Genomic DNA, 16852 nt, shown 5'->3' on the forward strand with positions numbered 1-16852 from the left:
CCCCCGGACCTTCCACACCGCAACGGTCGTCGGCCGCGAAGTCGAGAACGTTGTCCTGTGCCACGCTCACCACCCCTGGGTCGCCTTCCCCAAGGGACGACGGGACTGGTACGACGAGGACTTCCTTGCGCCGCCGCCCTGGGCTCACGCCTTCGCCAGCGCGGGCTTCACGGTCCTGAGCAGCGAACGACTCGCCACACCGCTCTCCGACGTGGACACCTTAGTGCTCACGCAGGCCGAGTGGCGGGAGGTCCGCCTCTACGGCATCACCACGTTGGGCGGAGCCCTCTTCAACGCGTGGGACTGACATACCGGCAGGAGGCGCCGTTTGACACCCACCGTTAAATGACAAGCTTACAGCTTCACCGCCTCCGTTCCGGTCGGCGGCACCTTGCGCCCGCTGCGCGACCCGGAGGCCCCTGAGCTGGACGACGACGAGGAGGATGGAGCTGAGCCGTGACGGCCCTGCGGCGTCGGGGTGTCAGGTAAGGCCGGCGTCGCGGGCGAGGAGTGCGGCCTGTACGCGGTTGGTGACCTCCAGGGCGGTCAGGATGCGGCTGACGTGGGCTTTGACGGTGCTCTCACGCATACCCAGGGCGGTGGCGATGTCGGCATTGGTGTCTCCTTGGGCGAGCAGGGCCAACACGTCCTGCTCGCGGGGGGTGAGCTGATCGATCCGTTCGCGGGCGGCGGCGGCCTGGGGCTGGCCGAAGCGGTGGTAGCGGTCGATGAGGCGACGGGCGGCGGTGGGGTGGAGCATGGCGGAGCCGGTGGCGACGAGGTGGACGGCGCGCAGGATCTCGGCGGGGTCGGTGTCCTTGAGGATGAAGCCGTCGGCGCCGGCGGCCAGGGCGTTGTAGACGTATTCGTCGAGGTCGAACGTGGTCAGGGTGATGACCTTCGGAGGATGGGGCAGGGCGCGCAGACGGGCGGTGGCGGTGATGCCGTCCATGCGGGGCATGCGGACGTCGACCAGGGCGACGTCGATACGGTGTGCGGTGGCCAGCTCGATGGCGTGGAGACCGTCGGACGCCTGAGCGACGACGTCGATGGTCTCGTCGCCGTCGAGGAGGTCGGCCAGGCCGAGGCGGACCAGGGCGTCGTCGTCGACGATCATGGCACGGATCATGTGCGGGAGCCGTTCTGCTCAAGGTGTGCGGGGTGGGGGATGAGGGCGGCGAGTCGCCAGGAGCCGGCGCCGTGCGGTCCGGCGTTCAGGTCCCCGCCCAGGGCATGGACGCGCTCGGCGAGGCCCACCAGCCCGAAACCGGACGATGTGGTGTGCTCGGCCGGCTGACCGGAGGTGTTGACGATCTCCACGACCGTGGCGGGCGGTCCGTAGTCCAAGCGGATGCGCACTAGTGCGCCGACGGCGTGCTTGCGGGCGTTGGTCAGACCCTCCTGGACGAGACGGTAGAGCGCCAGTCGGTGCGCGGCCGGCGCCTGCTCTGGCCGCCCCTCGATGTTCAGATCGACCTGCTGGCCCGCTTGACGTGCCTGTTCGACGAGCTCGCGCACGTCCCGCAGGGCCGGAGCGGGCGCCGCATCACCGCTCGTGGGCCCAGGCTCGTGCAGGGCCCCCAGGACGTCGCGAAGGTCGGCCAGGGCCTCGGTGGAGGCGGTGCGCAGCAGCGTGAGGCGGTCGGAGACCGCATCGGGCAGGGCGTCGGCGCGGGTGGCCAGGACTCCGCTGTGCAGGGCGATGAGGCTCAGGCGGTGGGCGAGGACATCGTGCATCTCGGCGGCGATGCGGGACCGTTCCGCAGCCCGTGCCGCCTGTTCACGCAGTTCCCGTTCGATCCGCAGGTGCCCGACCTGGCTGTTCAGTGCCTCGACCAGGCGGCGGCGGTTGCCCATCCACAGCCCGCCGATCACGGCCAGGAGCAGGAAGAGGCTGGCGCCGTACTGCTGGGGCCGCCACAGGGAGACTGAGGCCGGCAGTACGGTGTTGGCGGCCAGTACGACGGCGCAGCACGCGGCGGCCACCGCGGTGCGGCGGCGGGCGGCCAGGTCGAACAGGGCGATGAGCAGCAGCGGCAGCATCAGCCACCCCCACAGCGCCGTCGCCGCGGTGGCCAGCAGGGGGGCGACGTACCAGGGGAGCCGGCGCACCACCAGAGCCGCCCCGCACAGCAGTGCCGCCGCGGTGCGGACCGTCAGGTACTGGCCTCCGACGGTCGCGGCACCGTTCTGGACGGCAGCGGCCGTCAGCAGCAGCACCAGACCGTACCGCCCGTACACGGCCCACCAGGGGCTCTCTTTCCCGCTCACCCTAAAAGCCTAGAGCGCTGTCAGAACACCTTCCTCCGACGTTCTACCCTTCCTTCCCCCTACTTTCGTAGGGGTGCACCGTCGCACAACGGCGGATATTCCGGCGAGGCGTGGTTCCTAGCGTCGAATCCATGAACAACTGGACCACCTCGCACGACCGTGTCGTCGCGCAACGCCATGCCGAGGGCTGGACGTTCCTCATCGAGGCCGCCCGCGACATCCGCACTACCGGAGCCATCGCCCCCAGCAGCCGGGCCCTGGCCCGCGCCCTGACCGACCCGGTGCGCACCCAGGCGGGACGGCCGCTGAACATCCTGGAGGCCGGCGCGGGCACTGGAGCGGTCACCCGCACACTGATCCCTCAGTTGTCGCCCGGCAGCCGCCTCGACATCGCCGAGGCCAACCCGCGCTTCACCGAACGGCTGCATCACCTTGCCCGCACCCACCCGCACCTGGCCGGCCACGGCCGGCAGGTGCGCATCCACACCCAGCGCGTGGAAGATCTGGACACCGACCGGCGCTACGACGTGATCGTCTCCGGCCTGCCCTTCGCCAACTTCACCCCCGACCAGGTCGAAGCGATCATGGACCGGTACCTGGAACTGCTGCACCCCGGCGGAACCCTGACCTACTTCGCCTACCTCGGCACTCGCCGCGCCAAAGGAGAGCGTCTGGAGGCTAGGAGCTCCCGGCTGGGGGCCGGCGGGTGTGGGTGCGCTCATGGGCACCGCCTCCGTATGTTCAGTGCGTCGCGTCGGTGTCGTTCGACGCTACGGAGGCGGCCGCACGGTCCTCAACGAGATTGCGGGTAATTGCGGAACTTCACTCCAGCACGTCGACCGCGGCCTGGATAAGGGCACGGGCTGCGTTGCCGTACACGGCCATCTCCGCGAGGCCGGCGAACGCCCGCGCGTAGTCGGCGAGCTCGCGTGGCTGCTTTACCTTGATCTCCGCCGTCAGGGTCTCCACCACGGCCACGGTGTCGTCGTGGAGGTAGAACGCCTCCAGCGGCCACACGGTGCGCTGCGCGGTGAAGGGGATGATGCCCAGCGAGACCGAGGCGAGCGGCATCACGGCCAGGAGGTGGCGCAGCTGCCCGCGCATAGCCTCGGGGTCGGCGGTACGGAACCGCAGGACGGACTCCTCCATGAGCACGACGTAGCAGTGTCCGCCCTCGTAGAGGAAGCGGGAGCGGGCGACCCGGGCGGCGACGGCTTCGGAGATGTCGTTCGGCGTCCCCTGGAACGTCGTGATCTGCTCCATCAGGGCGGTGGCGAAGGCCGGCGTCTGGAAGAAGCCCGGGAAGACGTTGGAGACGTAGACCCGGCAGACGCGGGTCCGTTCGTGCAGGGTGTTCCAGTTCTGCTGGACCTTGCGCATCCCGTCCTTGTGGAGGCGGCGCCACTCCAGGTACATCGAGTCGGCGGCGCGGGCGGTGGCGATGAGGTCGTCGGCCTGGTCGTCCGCGCCGCACGCCGCACACCAGGCGCGGATGTCGGTGTCCGAGGGCGGGACGTCGCCCTTCTGGATGCGGGTGGTCTTCGCCGGGTGCCAGCCGCACCGGGCGGAGAGGTCCTTCCCGGAAAGGCCGGCGTCCTTGCGCAGGTGCTGCAAGCGCACGGCCAGCGCCTCACGGGCGGCCTGTGCGCTGGACGATGGGGATGTGCTCACGGTGCTCTACTCAGTGGGCCTGGACGGTGTACTTCTCGTGCGGGACGGCGCGCTCCCAGACCGCCTCGAAGGCGGCGTGGCACAGCGCGACGGCGGCCGGGTCGGTGGTGCGCTCCTTGCCGTCCGGCGCCCAGTCACCGGTCCCGGTGAAGTGGTGGAACTGCACGAGCCGGTCGTCCAAAAGCCAGAAGTCGTTGCCGGGCAGCGCGATGTCGCTCGCGCGGCGGCGGGACAGCCAGCGCACGTCCTCCCCGGCCTGGAGGTTCAGCGGGGTGATGGCGTGCTCGTAGCGGATGTAGTCGGTGACCGGCTCGGAGACGATCCGCGCCCGGCGCATCACCACGCCGCGGGCGACCGCGTCCTTCACGAGCGGCATCCACTGGGGCCAGAACGAGCGGGCGGGGTCGAGGTTCGGGACGCCGGTGCGCAGGAAGGTCTCGAAGTCCTCGGCTTCGTCGCCGACGGCGTACAGGTCGCGCATCTCCAGGTGGACCGCCGTGTGGTGGGTGTCGGCGAGCAGCTCAGCGAACGTCGCGGTGTTCAGCTGCTGCGCGTTCAGCGGCATCGCACGCCTCCCTCAAGATCTGCACCATGTGGAACGGAATCCGGATCACCCGCTCGTGCGGCGGGATCCCCGTCTTGTGGCCGGCGACCCACTCGGTGGAGCCGACCAGGGACTTGAGGAGGGCGTCGGCTTCCTCGCCCTGGAGGACCAGGTCCGCGCTCTCCTCTTCCACCCACACCGTCGCTGATCCCTCACCGCCGGTGTTGGGGTCGATCCCGACGAACCGTAACGTCATCACGTACTCCCCTGGGACTCGGTTGCGCGTAGTTGCGCAGACCGTCCCGCAGCCCGGGACCGACGTCAAGGCTGCCTCCGGGAGAGTGCGGGGACTCCGGCGTCGGCGCCCCCGCCGACCGTCACTTCCCCGCGCGCTCGTAGCTGACGATGGCTTCGCCCAGGCGCCGCTTGACCTGCGCGGGCAGGTCACTGTTCGACGTGTCCACGAAGGTCTTCTTCGTGATCGGGTCCGGGGCGTAGGAGGACACGTACTCTCCTTCGCGCTCGGGACGGACGTCGTTGTCCAGCCAGAAGCGGCCTGCCGTGCCGTCTTCCAGCAGCAGGACCGGCGACTCCATCCAGTCGTCCTCCAGATCACCGTCTTCGTCGCGCCGACGGCCGGAGATGCTGGCGAGCTTCCAGCAGCGCTGCCGTGCGACCTCCCGGAGCCGCTGGCCGTTCGCGGAGTACCCGCCGCGGAACAGCGCGGGCTTCACCTGGACGAGGACTTCGGAGCCGTACGGCCTCAAGCGCTCCACCGCCTCCGCCAGGAGCCGCTGGACCTCTGCTGCCTCGCTCTGGTTCCGCTCGACTCGCTGCTGGTCAGCGTTCGCCCAGGAGTCGGCGCGGGCTCGTGCTGCTCGGATCTCGTCATCAAGGCCACCCATGGACGGCAGGGTATCGGCGTGAACTGCCAAGGTGGGGAAGATGAGTTGGCAGGCCATAGTGACCGCCGGTCGGCATGGTCGTTGGACAGCGTGAACCCATTCCGGGCCCCGGGGATGTCATGGCTGATCCCCCGGGGCCCGTGGCGTGTCCGGCGCTCGATCAGATGTGGGTGTCGTCCGGGTCGGTGAGCCAGGTGACGACGTCGGCGTCGGTCATCCAGATCGCCTGCGTCTCGTGCACCTCGTCGTGCTGGATGACGTGGCCGCGGCCCGCACGCGGGCTCTGCTTCGGCGCGGGGCCGGCGAGCGGGGCGAGGCGCTGCCAGGTGCTGGCCGTGACCCGGGCCAGGACGACCGTGCCGAACATCTCGTGCGGCGCCGCCCCGAGGATGCTGGTGGCGGGCGTGCCGTCGAGGATGACGTGGACGCGGGCGGCACGTCCGGTCCACAGCGCGGCCTCGAGGGCGGTGACGGCCGGGGACATGCGCGGGTCGTCCTTGTCGCGGAACGTCTCCCAGTAGCGGGTGAGCTGGCGCAGCGTGCTGTTGGCGCTGTCCATGGAGACGATGAGCCGGGGCGCGGCGTCGAGCTCGGTGTCGGTGAGGTCGAGGCGGCGCGTCATCTCCTCTCCGAGGCCGACCAGGGCGTCGTGGATGCCGGCGACGTTCCCGCGGTGGGTGACGGTCGGCAGGCCCCTGGCCCACAGGTGGGAGATCCGCCTGGGGTCGAGGACCAGGGCGTGCGCGCCCTGGTGGAGGAACTGGGCGGTCAGGGAGCGCAGCACGGTGGTGCTGCCGCCGCCGGTGGAGGTGCAGACGAGGACGTGCGGGCAGTCGGCGTCCAGGTCGACGGCGATGGCGCGGCCGTCGGTGCTGATGCCGATGAGGGCGGTTCCCTCGGGCAGGGCCTCTATCTGCTCGCGCAGGTCGGGGGCGGAGAAGCTGAGCATGGTCGGGAGCGCGGTCTTCGTCATGGCGGCGGTGTTCCTGTTCTGTGTGGTGCCTGGTGAACCGGGTGTTCTCCAGGGCCGGGGGGGGATCGTGTCGGGGAAAGCGGACAGGTCCGGATCGGCGGGCGGTGGGTCGGATTTCCGACCCGCCGGTCTCTGGGGGTCAGTCGAGGTCGGTGGTGCCGGTGGCGGCGCGGGGCCGGTTGCGGGCCCACCTCTTGAGGTCGCCGACGCGGTAGAGGAGTTCGGTGCCGCGCTTGCCTGCCGGGCGGGGGAAGGTCGGGTCTTTGTGGCGGGCGAAGCGCAGCGCGTCGACGGTGTACGGGAGGTGGTGTTCGGCGGCTTCGCGGAGCCCCACCGCCTGGTCCTCGTCGACCACGGCCGGGGCCGGGGTGGCCGGCGGTGCCGTGGCGTCGGCCGCGAGCTCACTGGACGCGGTCGCCGGGTTCCGGGCGTCAGCGGACCGGACTTCGTCCGTGGGCGGCTCGGAGACGGGCGGGAGTTCGCCGGTGCTGGGCGGGGTGTCGGCAGGCGCCTTGTGCAGCTGTACCGGGACCGTGGCGGGGCTGTCGGTGACTGTCTTGCCGGTGGTGGCCCACTCGCGGGATTCGGCCTCGGTGAAGAACAGGATCTGCGTCTCACGCGCGAACCCGCCGGAGACGACCTGGGCGCGGCCGCGGTGCTTGGTGGACTTCGGCGCCGGGTGGACCTCGGGGGCGAGCATCCGCCAGGCGTTGACGCTGTAGCGGGCCAGGATGCGGGTGGAGAACTGCTCGCGGACCTCCGGCCCGCCGAGGGCGCGGGCGGTGGCGGACTGCGCGACCAGGAGGACGTGCATGCGCAGCTGACGGCCCATGTAGAGGATCTCGTAGAGCGCGTCGAGGGCCGGGGAGGTCTTCGGGTCGCCGGACTCGCGGATCTTCTCCCAGTAGCGGGCCAGCATCTTCATCGTGGCGTTGACCTCTTCAAGGAGGATCAGCAGCCGCTGGCCGATGGCCTTGGGGTCGGCGTCGATGCCCAGTTCGTCGGCGACCTGAGTACGGCGCCGGCACTCTTGCCCGAGGGCGATGAGCTGGTCGTGGATGTCGGCGACGTCGCGGCAGTAGGTGACGCCGTCGATGCCGTGGGCCCACGGGTGGGAGATCCGCTTGGTGTCGAGGACGACGACGCGGCTGCCGTGGTGGAGCATCTGGCAGGCGATGCACCGCAGGGTGACCGACTTGCCGCCGCCGGTGGAGGCGTTGACCAGGATGTGCGGGGACTGCGCGTCCAGGTCGACGGAGACGATCTGCCCGCCGGCGCCGAACCCGATGATCGGCGCGGACTCCTTGGCCTTGGCCACCAGATCCCGCGTCTTGGGGTCCTTGAACAGGGCCTTCGCCGGAGGCTTGCGGGTCTTCTTCACCCGCACGTACGGCTTGCGGCCCTCGGGGTGCCAGTCGAACGTCACGCCCTCCAGGGCGAGCTTCTGGGTGATGAGGTCGGCGACGACGTCGCGGGAGAAGCCCAGATGACGGGGCAGGTCGATGCGTATTTCCGCGTCGTCGTCGCTGAAGTTCTTCGGGACGTGGAGGTAGCGGCGCGGGTCGGTCTGCTCCGCCAGTCCGAGCGGCCGGTGGATCGCGTCGTGCAGCGGCTGGACCCACTCGCGCATCAGCTCCCGGCGCTCGCGGGTGAAGGACCATGTACGCCGCGCTGCCCACGGTCAGGACGGAGGCCGCGCCGATCCCGCCGGGCTCCAGCGCGGCGAGCGCTGCCTCCCGGTTCTCCCACAGCTCCTGGACGCCTCGCACGGTGGCGTCCAGGTCCTGGGTGGCCAGGTAGCCGCTCTCCGCGACCCCGGCCCCCAGCGCGGCGCGGAAGGACAAGCGCCGCCACCCGGGCTTGTAGGAGCGGCGCCGCACCTTGCCCTCCACCTTCGGCAGGACCCGGGTGCCCGCGCGCCAGAACGTGGCGTCGGTGCGCTTCACCCCGTCCAGGTCCCGGCCGGCCAAGGCCCGGCCGATCCCGCGCGCGAGGGAGTCAGCTTCCTTCTCCAGCTGCTTGTCGAACTTGCTCTGTGCCATGGCCGTGCCCTTTCGATCTGCGTCCCGGCACCTCACACCCGGAAGCGGACACGAACCGTAAGGCGGTTGGCCTGTGGATAGAGCGCGGCGAAAAGTGGGCCCTGAGCTGCGATCTGTGGACAACTTTTCGGCTCGGAAATCTGCAGGAGCTCCGACTGTGAGCCGCGGTCGGTACAACGGTGAGGAGAGATCAACCTGGGAGGGGCTGCATGACCGAACACGACGACGACGCGCCCGAGTTCAAGGCCGCGGTGGAGCGCGCGAAGCAGTACGAGGCGATGGCCTCGCGGTACGTCAAGAAGGCGTTGGCGGGCGAGGCGGGCGCGGCGCAGATGGCGCAGACGTTCGCGTCGCTGGCGGCCGCCGCCCGGATGGAGCGCCTGGACTGGCGTATGCGGGTGCTGGGCGACCAGCTCGGTGACGTGAAGAAGGCGATGGACAAACTTCGGAGCAAGCTGCCCGAGCGGTGACGTCCATCGAGCTGGCAGCGGCGGTGCTTACCGTGGGGGCGTGACCACACTCTCCGATGAGGCAGCCCGGCCGGTGCCGGTGCGGGTCGTGCTGCCCGCCGACCCGCTGCTCGGGCACCCGGAGCAGGAGGTCGTGGCGCGGTTGTGGAGGCGGCGGCAGACCGAGACGGGGTGGGTGTACCTCGTGGGCCTGCCGTCGTACCGGGACCTCGAGGACGGCAGGGTGGAGGCCGCGGAGTACCGGGTGTGGGTCCGGGCGCCCGAGCACGTGCGGCCGGTCGACGGCGTCGACTACGACCAGGTCCGCACCGACCCTCTTCCGCCGGCGCCGCCGACGTCGACGGTGCGCGAGGTCCTCGGGGAGCGCCGGCCTTCGGGCTGGGTCCTGGCGAAGGTCCGCGAGGGGCGGGGTGCGGCCCGTGGTGTACTGCACGCGCCGGACTGCGAAGAGGCACCCGAGGGGGCGCCGCTGCTCGATGTCCAGCGGGCCCTGGACGTCGCGGAGAACCCGGGAACGCGGCTGTGCACGCTGTGCGGGTGCGCTCAGGAGCTGACGCCGCTGCTGAGCGGCTTCGACCACATCACCGGCTGCCTGTTCCTGAGGCCGACATGACATGTCGGTGGTCGTGACCGGTTGGCGAACGCCTGGCTGCGTCACGCTTCGGGGATGTCGTTTCGAGGTGAGTTCAGAGGTGTGCGGACGCGTGACACGGCGAGCGGCACCGTCACCCACCTGCACACTCGCGCCCCCACTCGTTAGCCCCTTCGAGTGACAGACGGTTCTCCGGGCGCCCGGTGGGCAGAGTCATCTACTCACACTCGAGGAGGGCTCTCATGCCGCACTCACCCGCCCGCTCGCTCGTCCGCCTCTTCGCCGCACTGCTGGTGGCGCTCTCGCTGAGCGCACTCTTGACCGGCCCAGCGGCCTCGGCCAGCAGGGGCCACACAGCCAGGGACCAGATCACCGTGGTGATCGAGGACTTCCGGTTCGTCCCGCAGTCGGTGACCGTCAACGCCGGCGACTCGGTCCGCTGGATCAACAACGACAGCGCCGTCCACACCACGACCTCCGACGGGCCCGGCTGGGACTCGGGCCTCCTCACTCCCGGCATGAGCTTCACCCGGACCTTCCCGACTCAGGGGACCTTCTCCTACCACTGCGACATCCACCCGTCGATGACCGGCACCATCACCGTCCGGTAGCCGTCGCGGCCGTCGCAGCAGTCAGGGGTGAACGGCCCGTCAGTGACGCCCCCGGCGTCGCTGACGGGCCATGCTGGCTCCCATCAGGCCCTCTGCGGTAGAAGCACACCCCACCGGCCGTAGAACGTCACAGGTCACCGGTGCTGAACCGTCGGCGGGATCACGGGTGTTCGTGGGATAGTGGGCTCCCGGCGGGTTCTCGGAGCCGGTCCGGGTGGAGTTGCCGACCGTGAACCTGAGAACGATCAGTCCCAGTTGGCCTCGCGCGAGGCGGGCTGTGTGCTCCTGCGGGAGGACCGGCGGGTAATGCGCCTGGTCATCAGCGTGATCGCGGCCCAGGTAATCAAGGATTCCGAGTGCTGGATGAGCCGTTCGTAGTCCCTGGCGTGACGGCGGGCGCTGCTCTTGGACCTGGCGGTGATACTCAGGCGCACCGGTTCGTTCGCGTAGTCGCGGTGCCAGGCGTCCGTGGTGGTCGTCGACCAGGGCGGCGGGGTGGTGGGGGTCAGGCCGTATCGCGTCCACTCGCCGATCGCCAGCTGCTGCGGGCGACTGTCCGGCTGGTGTCGTCGCGTCCGTCCGCGCTGAACTTCCACGGCCCCCAGATGTGGTCGCGGACCTCTTCGGGCGTCGGAGCACCGGCGAACTGGGGCCCGTCGCCTCGGTGCGGGTTGTCGTTGCGCAGGGACGCGGTGATCTCGATGGTGCCGTGGGACAGCAGGCCGGGCGGGCCTTCGAGGTGGACCCTCAGCATGGCGGTGGAGCGGGCCTCGTTGGCCACGACCGTGCAGCGGAAGTGCGGGGTGAGATCGGCGTGCAGGCGCTGCTGCTCGATGCGGGACAGGGTCTGCGCGGCCCCGTTGGCGTTGCGTGCGGCTCTCCAGGAGCCGATGGCGGCAGCGGCAGCGACGACCGCGACGGCCAGAGCCAGGGCCGCGATCGTGTCGGTGGCGGTCATGAGGCAGGACGCTATCGCCACCACCCGTCACAGGTCAGCGCCCGGGAGATATGGCCATCAGCGGGGGACGTCGTCCAAGGTGGGGCGATGAGCGCACTGCGACCCGGTGACATCACCGACGAGATGATTCAGGCCATGGACGCGGCCAAGCTGCAGGGACTTAGAAGGATCTGCGCGCCCTTGCCGCCAACATCCGCGCCGACGCCGAAGGCCGGTACGACAGCGCGGAACCCGGGTGGCGGGCCGGAGTCGAGTGGACGCTGCTGTGGATCGAGAACACCGCCGGCCAGCTGACCGAAGACAAGCCGTAGACAGCGGGCGTCAGGGTGTGTCGCCGGAGTAGTGGAAACGGCACACCACACCCGGGCCGCTCGTCGGGCGAGGCTCGTCAGGGCGCGGATCGTACAAGGCGCGCCCGCCGGGCCACCGTCCCAGCCCGGTCATCAGGGCGACGCCGTCCTCTATCTCCTCCGGCCGCCAGCCGGTGATGTCGAGCAGCAGTCCGTCCAGCGGCCCGCCGACTAGGACGGCGTACGTCTGGTGCGGCCGCGGGCCCGGGGCGGGGTCATCGTGGTCGCAGCCGTACACCCGGCCGCGCAGCAGCTGCTCGTCACCGTCGTTCATCCGACCAGCCTCCCAGCCACCACCGACAGCGCGGGTGGGCTGCGACGGACCGTGCTGCGGTCAACGCGGTGCCTGCGTCCTACTCCGCTCCGTCTGGATGAGGGGCGCCACTCGGTGAAGCCCCGGGCTCTGGGACTAGGCGGTGCGGCTGCGGCCGCCAGCTCGTCTCGGTGACGGCGGAACGCTGCCAGCCTGTGGGCATGGATGATTCCTCTCTGTCCGACCACGTCGAAACGTGCGATGCCCGGGTCAGTGGCCCCGACGATCCGGAGTTCTGCACCAAGCCAGCAGAGTTCGAGATCGACCGGCTTCTCGACACGTCCGTGATCTCGTGCCCCGACCACCTCGGGCCGCTGCTCCTGGGCGCCAACAACGTCCTGTGGCCACCGCAGGTCCAGCTGCTGGATGCCACCCAGCATCCTGAGAAGGCGGTCGTCATTGGCAGCGCCGAAGCCGACCGGCGCGAAGCCGAGTTCCGGGCAAGCCTGGGGGTGCCGCTCGGCAGGTAGCAGCCTCGGTCGAGGACGGGCGCGGGCTGAGTCGAGGCCGCACCCGTCCTCGCGGAGCGTCCCGGCTACCGGCGGCGGAACAGGCCGCGGTTCCTCTTCGCCTCCGCTTCGGCCGCCTCCCTCTCCGCAGTCTCCTCTGCCTCGCGCTGCGCGATGCGCTCAGCCTTCCGCCGGTCGATGTCGTCCTGCCTGCACGGCCCGCACAGGTCGTTCCCCTCGGTGTGCCACGAGGTCTGCCGGATCGACTGCCAGCGCTCATCGGTGAACTTCGTCCCGCAGCGGGCGCACACCGGCCGCTGCGCCTCCCGCTCCGCGGCCTTGCGTTCCACCTGCCGCCGGCGGGACTGCTCTTCCTCCACCCGGTACAGCCGGTCACCGTCCGGGTTGTCCAGGGCCTCGCTCAGCGTCTGCCACTCCTCGCGCCCGAGCCGCCGCCACACCCTGCCCGCTGCCCCGGCCGGGTCGGCGGCGACGATGTGGGACAGCAACGTGTCCGCCGACAGGTTGCCCCACGTGCCCTTGGCGTCCGGCCGGCGGGCGCGGATCGACACCACCGCATGATCGTGGAGCAGCGGCTTCGACTCCTCAGCTCTGGACTCGTAGTGCCGGAACACCGCGACAATCAGCCCGCCGTCCCGGATCGGCTTGCGGTCCTTGCCGCCGCTCCCCGACCGGATCTGCGCGACCGACTCCCCCAGCCACTTCAGCGTCTTGTCCACGGAGATGTCCTGGCACAGCTCCAGCACCCGGCGTTCCTCGTCACCCATCAGCGCCCACGCGATGTGCGCCGTCGGCGGCGGCCGGAACACCAGGTCCATGCCCAGCCAGGGCTTCCGCTCCTTGGCCTTCTCCGTCTTCGGCGACCTGTTGTGCTCGATGGGCCTCCCCAGCACGCTCGCCCGCCGGGCCTTCGCCGGATCGTCGCCCGCCTCCAGGCGCTCACGCTCGATCCGGTCGGCGTCCGGGTGCCGGCCTTCCCCCGGGAGCAGTTCGGCCTGCCGCTCGCCCACCACGTCCCCGGCCGTGAGGCCGACCGCCTCCAGACCCCGGCCCCGCCAGACCCCGGGCGGGACGCCCGCCTCGTCCTGAGCGTCGCGCAGCGCCGTACCCGCGGGGCGGTGGCCGTCACCGACCATCACGCCGCGGAAGAGGTAGCGCACTCCGTCACCCGGACGGAGCTCCGATTTGCTGATCACCGGGCCATGTAACACCGGTCATGACCTGCACAAAAGCGCGATCCGGGGTCCTTCCCGCCGGGCGGGAGGACATCACCGAATCTTTACCGGAGCGCCCGCCAGGCGGGCTCTCAGCAGGCGCCCGGTAGAAGTCTTCAGCGCGTCGCGGCGGCTAGCCGATCCCTTGCCTTCTGGTACACAGCGGCGTTGCGGACCGGATTCTTTGCCCTCTCCAGGAAGCTCTCGTAGAGGCCGACGTCCTCGCCTGGCACGGTCAGGGTCCATTCCTGACTGCCCATGCCGTTGGCGATCCAGCCATGGGCTCTCGCGAGGTAGATGCTGTGCTCAGCGGCATACAGCGTCAGGCCGGTGGTCTCAGCCAGCTCCTCTACGGTGCAGCTCACACCCCGGGTATCGATCAACGTGGCGGCCGAGGCGGTCGGTGAGTGCGTAGAGACAAACCCTCACGGTCTCGGGGAGGTCGGCTCCGTCCTCGGACAGCCTCATCAGGTAGATGTCTCGTTCGTCGCGGAGATTCTCCGGACTGTGGTGAGTGGCGCGCGCCGCGGCGATCCATGCGGCGCGGTCATCGTCGACAGTCCGGGCGGCCTGGCGATAGGTCGCGCCGGCCTTGTCGGCCTGAGCGCGGATGCGGGCCTTGCGGGCGTTCGAGCCGTTCTTCGTCATGTGCTTCTCCAGGGAACCCACGCTCCTCCCGGGTCAGCCGAACGAGTCTGGCGGCGGGAAGTCTGCACGGGCCCGTGCCGACGAATGCCGGAGGAGCCTTGGCCGGACTGGGTCGCATTGCGGCGTGGGCGCTGCGACGGCGGCGGTAGGCGTTCGTGTCATGCCGCCCCAAATCGTAGAGCGCCGCCGATCGCCAACTGGCCACGTCCTCCGTACGTGGGCGCGCCGCTCCGAACGAGCCGTGCGATTACTGCGCCACCGCATAGACGACACGACACCCCGCCTCCCCTCGTCCGGCAGCGTGGATCCGAGATCTCTCGGATGCCAGACCGCGCATCCCATGCACCAGGGAGCCGAGTTTTACGGCGTAAAAAGTCTGGGCGGTGGTCTCGGCCCTCGCCTGTCGCTGCGGACGAAGTTTTACGCCGTAAAACTTTGTGATCTTCAGAGGGCGGCGTGGAGGCTGTGGGTCACCTTCCGTACGACGTCGGATGGGCATCGCTCCAAGACTGCGGCAATGACGGCCTCAGCGTCGGTCCAGTCGATCGGTACGTCGGAGCTTCCGGCGGCCGAAGGTTCGATGCGCTGTTCCGGAACGCCGTGTTGAACCGCTGTTGCCGCGAGGTCCAGCTCTCCGTCCTGCCGGTGCAGGGCTTCCTCCGAAGCTGCCGTCGCCGGGGCTGCTGAGACTGAGTCTTCTTCATCGCGGCGGCGGCCCGGCCTCGGACGGGCTTCGGCTTGACCGCCTGCTCGGCGTCACGCTGCGCCATCTTGGCTTCGACGAAGGCGGTCTGCTCTTCGCGGGGCAAGCTGCCGGCCTTCCTCGCGATCTCGATCGGTACCTCCTTCGCCGCGACGCGCTCCTGGATCGGCTCGGGCAACTTCAGGAGCGCACGCCGGGTGGAGATCCAGGAGTTGTTGACCGCGCCGCCCAGGACTGAGACCACTGCGGCGGCACTGCCGTGGAAGGCGACCAGGGCCTCGATGGCTTCGGCTTCCTCGATGGGCGTCAGGTCCTTGCGGAAATGGTTCGCGCTGAGGGCTGCGGCCAGGAGGTCCTCCCTGGTTCCAGCCGACGAGTCGTCCACGGTGATCCGCAGGTCGATGCCGGCTTTGCGCGCTGCCCTGAGTCGGCAGTGCCCGTCGATGACGACGTAGTCGTAGTTGGCCGGGACCGCGTCCTGGTGCTCAGGGTGGGCAACCAGGAACGCCAGGCGGGTCATCACGGCAGCTGTCTGGATCTGTCCGACCTCCCGCATGTTGCGGCCCAGGCTGTCGAGGTATTCCTCGTCGAACTGAGGTTCCCCCGAGATGCGGTGGGTGGTGATAGCGGGTCAGATGGGTCTCATGAGAGGAACTCTGGCTATGGCTGCACCGAGGAAGTACCCGCAGGAGTTGCGTGATCGTGCGGTGGGGATGTACCGCTCCGCCGATCCGAAGCCGCAGATCAAGCGGCTGGCAGCCGATCTCGGGGTGCATCCCGAGGCCCTGCGCGGCTGCATCCGCCAGGCCGAGGCCGATGCCGGCGAGCGTGACGACCGGCCGACCACCGCCGAGCGCGAGGAGCTCGCGGCCCTGCGCAAGGAAAACGCCCAGCTCAAGCGGGCGAACGAGATCCTGCGGACGGCCTCGGCTTTTTTCGCGGCCCAGCTCGACCCGACCCGGCCCAGGTGACGGCGCTCTTCACCGAGCACCCGCACCTGGAGGTCGAGCCCACGCTCCGGGAACTGCACATCGCCTCTTCCACCTATTACCGCTGGCGCCGCGCCGAGAAGGAACCGTGTGCACGGGTCCGCAAGGACGTCGAGCTCACCGGCCGGATCCGCGAGATCCACACTGATTCCGGCGGGATCTACGGCTCCCCGCGCGTGCATGCCGCCCTCAAATGCGAGGGCGTCCAGGTGGGCCGCAAACGCGTCGAGCGATTGATGCGCGAGGCCGATCTCGCAGGTGTCAGCCCTCGCCGCAGCAGCTTCACGCGCCGGGATCCCAAGGCCACTCCGGCCCCGGACCTGGTCGAGCGGGACTTCACCGCGCCTGCACCGAACCGGCTGTGGGTCACCGACCTCACCATGATCACCACGATCGAGGGTCCGCTGTGGCTCTCGGCGATCCGGGATGCCTTCTCGCGCCGGGTGGTGGCCTGGGAGACTTCCACCCGAGCCGACGCCGACCTGGTCCTGTCCTCGCTGGAATACGCGCTGGCCAGCCGGGACGTGGAGCCCGGCCGACTGATCCACCACGCCGACCACGGATGTCAATACACGTCCGTGAAGCTCACAACGCGCTTGATGCGGGCAGGAATTGAGGCTTCCATGGGCTCGGTCGGGGACTCGTACGATAACGCTCTCGCCGAGAACTTGTGGATGCTGATCAAGACTGAATGCGTCCGCGGCCGCGTCTTCGCCACGAGGGCCCAGGCGAACCTGGCGCTCTTCGAGTACATCGACGGTTTCTACAACAGCCGGCGCATCCAGAAACGGCTCGGCTACCTCAGCCCCATCGAGTTCGAGGAGCGGCACTACGCCAACCGGGCGACGGCCGAACAACCGAACCTGAACACCCATCGACCCGCTCTGACCAGCTGATCAGCACCTCCCGCACACCGGGGGAACCTCAGGAGGCGATCAGCCGGTTGGTCAGTTCCACCGTGGCGAGGTACCACCAAAAGATCCAGTCCAGGAACGCTTCGTCGTACTCGTCATGCTGGCTGGCGTTACGGTGAGGGTCTGTCAAACGAGCGGTGTAACTCGGGTTGTTGAGGGTTACTGGCGGGCTGCGGAGAGTCGGCCGTCGAAGGTGATGTCGAAGGCGTTCAAC

General features: G+C 69.8%; 20 protein-coding genes and 3 pseudogenes. 8 read left to right on the forward strand and 15 right to left on the reverse strand.

The window, feature by feature from the left end; all coding sequences use genetic code 11:
• Positions 1–307 (forward strand): annotated as a pseudogene (locus tag ABZ371_RS15420) (hypothetical protein); the annotation flags it as partial.
• A 174-nt stretch (positions 308–481) separates the two neighbouring features.
• Here the strand turns inward: ABZ371_RS15420 and ABZ371_RS15425 are convergent.
• A complete protein-coding gene (locus ABZ371_RS15425; RefSeq protein WP_358678898.1) occupies positions 482–1129 on the reverse strand; it encodes a response regulator transcription factor in 648 nt (215 codons plus the stop codon).
• Complete coding sequence (locus tag ABZ371_RS15430; RefSeq protein WP_358678901.1) at positions 1126–2271, reverse strand: histidine kinase; 1146 nt, start codon at positions 2269–2271, stop codon at positions 1126–1128. Before ABZ371_RS15430 ends, ABZ371_RS15425 begins: the two co-directional genes overlap by 4 nt.
• Before the next feature lie 131 nt (positions 2272–2402).
• On the opposite strand from ABZ371_RS15430, the gene ABZ371_RS15435 reads away from it, so the two are divergent.
• Entirely contained in the window at positions 2403–3083 is a 681-nt protein-coding gene (locus ABZ371_RS15435; RefSeq protein WP_358678904.1) for a methyltransferase domain-containing protein, read from the forward strand.
• Positions 3084–3093: 10 nt separating this feature from the next.
• Here the strand turns inward: ABZ371_RS15435 and ABZ371_RS15440 are convergent, their stop codons facing one another.
• The 6 genes from ABZ371_RS15440 to ABZ371_RS15465 form a co-directional block, all read right to left on the reverse strand.
• Complete coding sequence (locus ABZ371_RS15440) at positions 3094–3942, reverse strand: helix-turn-helix transcriptional regulator (protein WP_358678907.1); 849 nt, start codon at positions 3940–3942, stop codon at positions 3094–3096.
• Between the two features lie 10 nt (positions 3943–3952).
• A complete protein-coding gene (locus tag ABZ371_RS15445) occupies positions 3953–4507 on the reverse strand; it encodes a DUF6879 family protein (protein ID WP_358678910.1) in 555 nt (184 codons plus the stop codon).
• On the reverse strand, positions 4464–4742 hold the full coding sequence (locus ABZ371_RS15450) for a hypothetical protein (protein WP_030699965.1): 279 nt from the start codon (positions 4740–4742) through the stop codon (positions 4464–4466). Before ABZ371_RS15450 ends, ABZ371_RS15445 begins: the two co-directional genes overlap by 44 nt.
• A 121-nt stretch (positions 4743–4863) precedes the next feature.
• Positions 4864–5391 carry a hypothetical protein gene (locus ABZ371_RS15455; RefSeq protein WP_358678913.1) on the reverse strand — a complete coding sequence of 176 codons (528 nt, stop codon included), beginning with the start codon at positions 5389–5391 and terminating at the stop codon, positions 4864–4866.
• Between the two features lie 160 nt (positions 5392–5551).
• Positions 5552–6364 (reverse strand): hypothetical protein, encoded by an 813-nt coding sequence (locus ABZ371_RS15460; protein ID WP_358678916.1) that lies wholly within the window; start codon positions 6362–6364, stop codon positions 5552–5554.
• 139 nt (positions 6365–6503) lie between these two features.
• The gene (locus tag ABZ371_RS15465) at positions 6504–7994 is read right to left on the reverse strand and encodes a DUF87 domain-containing protein (protein ID WP_358678919.1); all 1491 of its coding nucleotides are present in this window, start codon (positions 7992–7994) and stop codon (positions 6504–6506) included.
• Between the two features lie 621 nt (positions 7995–8615).
• On the opposite strand from ABZ371_RS15465, the gene ABZ371_RS15470 reads away from it, so the two are divergent.
• The 3 genes from ABZ371_RS15470 (at position 8616) to ABZ371_RS15480 (ending at position 10079) form a co-directional block, all read left to right on the forward strand.
• Positions 8616–8876: a hypothetical protein gene (locus ABZ371_RS15470; RefSeq protein WP_358678922.1), complete on the forward strand. Its 261-nt coding sequence runs from the start codon at positions 8616–8618 to the stop codon at positions 8874–8876.
• 73 nt (positions 8877–8949) lie between these two features.
• The gene (locus tag ABZ371_RS15475) at positions 8950–9489 is read left to right on the forward strand and encodes a DUF6233 domain-containing protein (protein WP_358678951.1); all 540 of its coding nucleotides are present in this window, start codon (positions 8950–8952) and stop codon (positions 9487–9489) included.
• Between the two features lie 221 nt (positions 9490–9710).
• The gene (locus ABZ371_RS15480; RefSeq protein WP_358678925.1) at positions 9711–10079 is read left to right on the forward strand and encodes a cupredoxin family copper-binding protein; all 369 of its coding nucleotides are present in this window, start codon (positions 9711–9713) and stop codon (positions 10077–10079) included.
• 299 nt (positions 10080–10378) lie between these two features.
• On the opposite strand, the pseudogene ABZ371_RS15485 reads toward ABZ371_RS15480, so the two are convergent.
• The 3 genes and pseudogenes from ABZ371_RS15485 to ABZ371_RS15495 form a co-directional block, all read right to left on the reverse strand.
• Positions 10379–10480, reverse strand: a pseudogene (locus ABZ371_RS15485) (IS5/IS1182 family transposase); the annotation flags it as partial.
• A gap of 104 nt (positions 10481–10584) precedes the next feature.
• On the reverse strand, positions 10585–11037 hold the full coding sequence (locus ABZ371_RS15490; RefSeq protein ID WP_358678928.1) for a hypothetical protein: 453 nt from the start codon (positions 11035–11037) through the stop codon (positions 10585–10587).
• A gap of 321 nt (positions 11038–11358) precedes the next feature.
• Positions 11359–11661: a hypothetical protein gene (locus ABZ371_RS15495; RefSeq protein ID WP_358678931.1), complete on the reverse strand. Its 303-nt coding sequence runs from the start codon at positions 11659–11661 to the stop codon at positions 11359–11361.
• A gap of 200 nt (positions 11662–11861) precedes the next feature.
• Here ABZ371_RS15495 and ABZ371_RS15500 point away from each other — a divergent pair, with 200 nt between their 5' ends.
• The gene (locus tag ABZ371_RS15500) at positions 11862–12170 is read left to right on the forward strand and encodes a hypothetical protein (protein ID WP_358678933.1); all 309 of its coding nucleotides are present in this window, start codon (positions 11862–11864) and stop codon (positions 12168–12170) included.
• A gap of 461 nt (positions 12171–12631) precedes the next feature.
• Here the strand turns inward: ABZ371_RS15500 and mobF are convergent.
• The 4 genes and pseudogenes from mobF to ABZ371_RS15520 form a co-directional block, all read right to left on the reverse strand.
• A pseudogene (gene mobF, locus ABZ371_RS15505) lies at positions 12632–13306 on the reverse strand (MobF family relaxase); the annotation flags it as partial.
• A 194-nt stretch (positions 13307–13500) separates the two neighbouring features.
• Positions 13501–13749 (reverse strand): hypothetical protein, encoded by a 249-nt coding sequence (locus ABZ371_RS15510; protein WP_358678936.1) that lies wholly within the window; start codon positions 13747–13749, stop codon positions 13501–13503.
• Positions 13721–14032 (reverse strand): hypothetical protein, encoded by a 312-nt coding sequence (locus ABZ371_RS15515; RefSeq protein ID WP_358678939.1) that lies wholly within the window; start codon positions 14030–14032, stop codon positions 13721–13723. Before ABZ371_RS15515 ends, ABZ371_RS15510 begins: the two co-directional genes overlap by 29 nt.
• Before the next feature lie 470 nt (positions 14033–14502).
• Positions 14503–15255, reverse strand: coding sequence for a ParB/RepB/Spo0J family partition protein (locus ABZ371_RS15520; protein WP_358678942.1), 753 nt, complete (start codon positions 15253–15255; stop codon positions 14503–14505).
• A gap of 142 nt (positions 15256–15397) precedes the next feature.
• On the opposite strand from ABZ371_RS15520, the gene ABZ371_RS15525 reads away from it, so the two are divergent.
• Both ABZ371_RS15525 and ABZ371_RS15530 read left to right on the forward strand, forming a co-directional pair.
• Positions 15398–15706 (forward strand): transposase, encoded by a 309-nt coding sequence (locus ABZ371_RS15525; protein ID WP_358678945.1) that lies wholly within the window; start codon positions 15398–15400, stop codon positions 15704–15706.
• Positions 15703–16620, forward strand: a complete 918-nt coding sequence (locus ABZ371_RS15530) for an IS3 family transposase (protein ID WP_358678948.1) — start codon at positions 15703–15705, stop codon at positions 16618–16620. Before ABZ371_RS15525 ends, ABZ371_RS15530 begins: the two co-directional genes overlap by 4 nt.
• Positions 16621–16852: the final 232 nt, after the last annotated feature.

The organism is Streptomyces sp. NPDC005899, assembly GCF_040629645.1.
Lineage (GTDB): Bacteria > Actinomycetota > Actinomycetes > Streptomycetales > Streptomycetaceae > Streptomyces.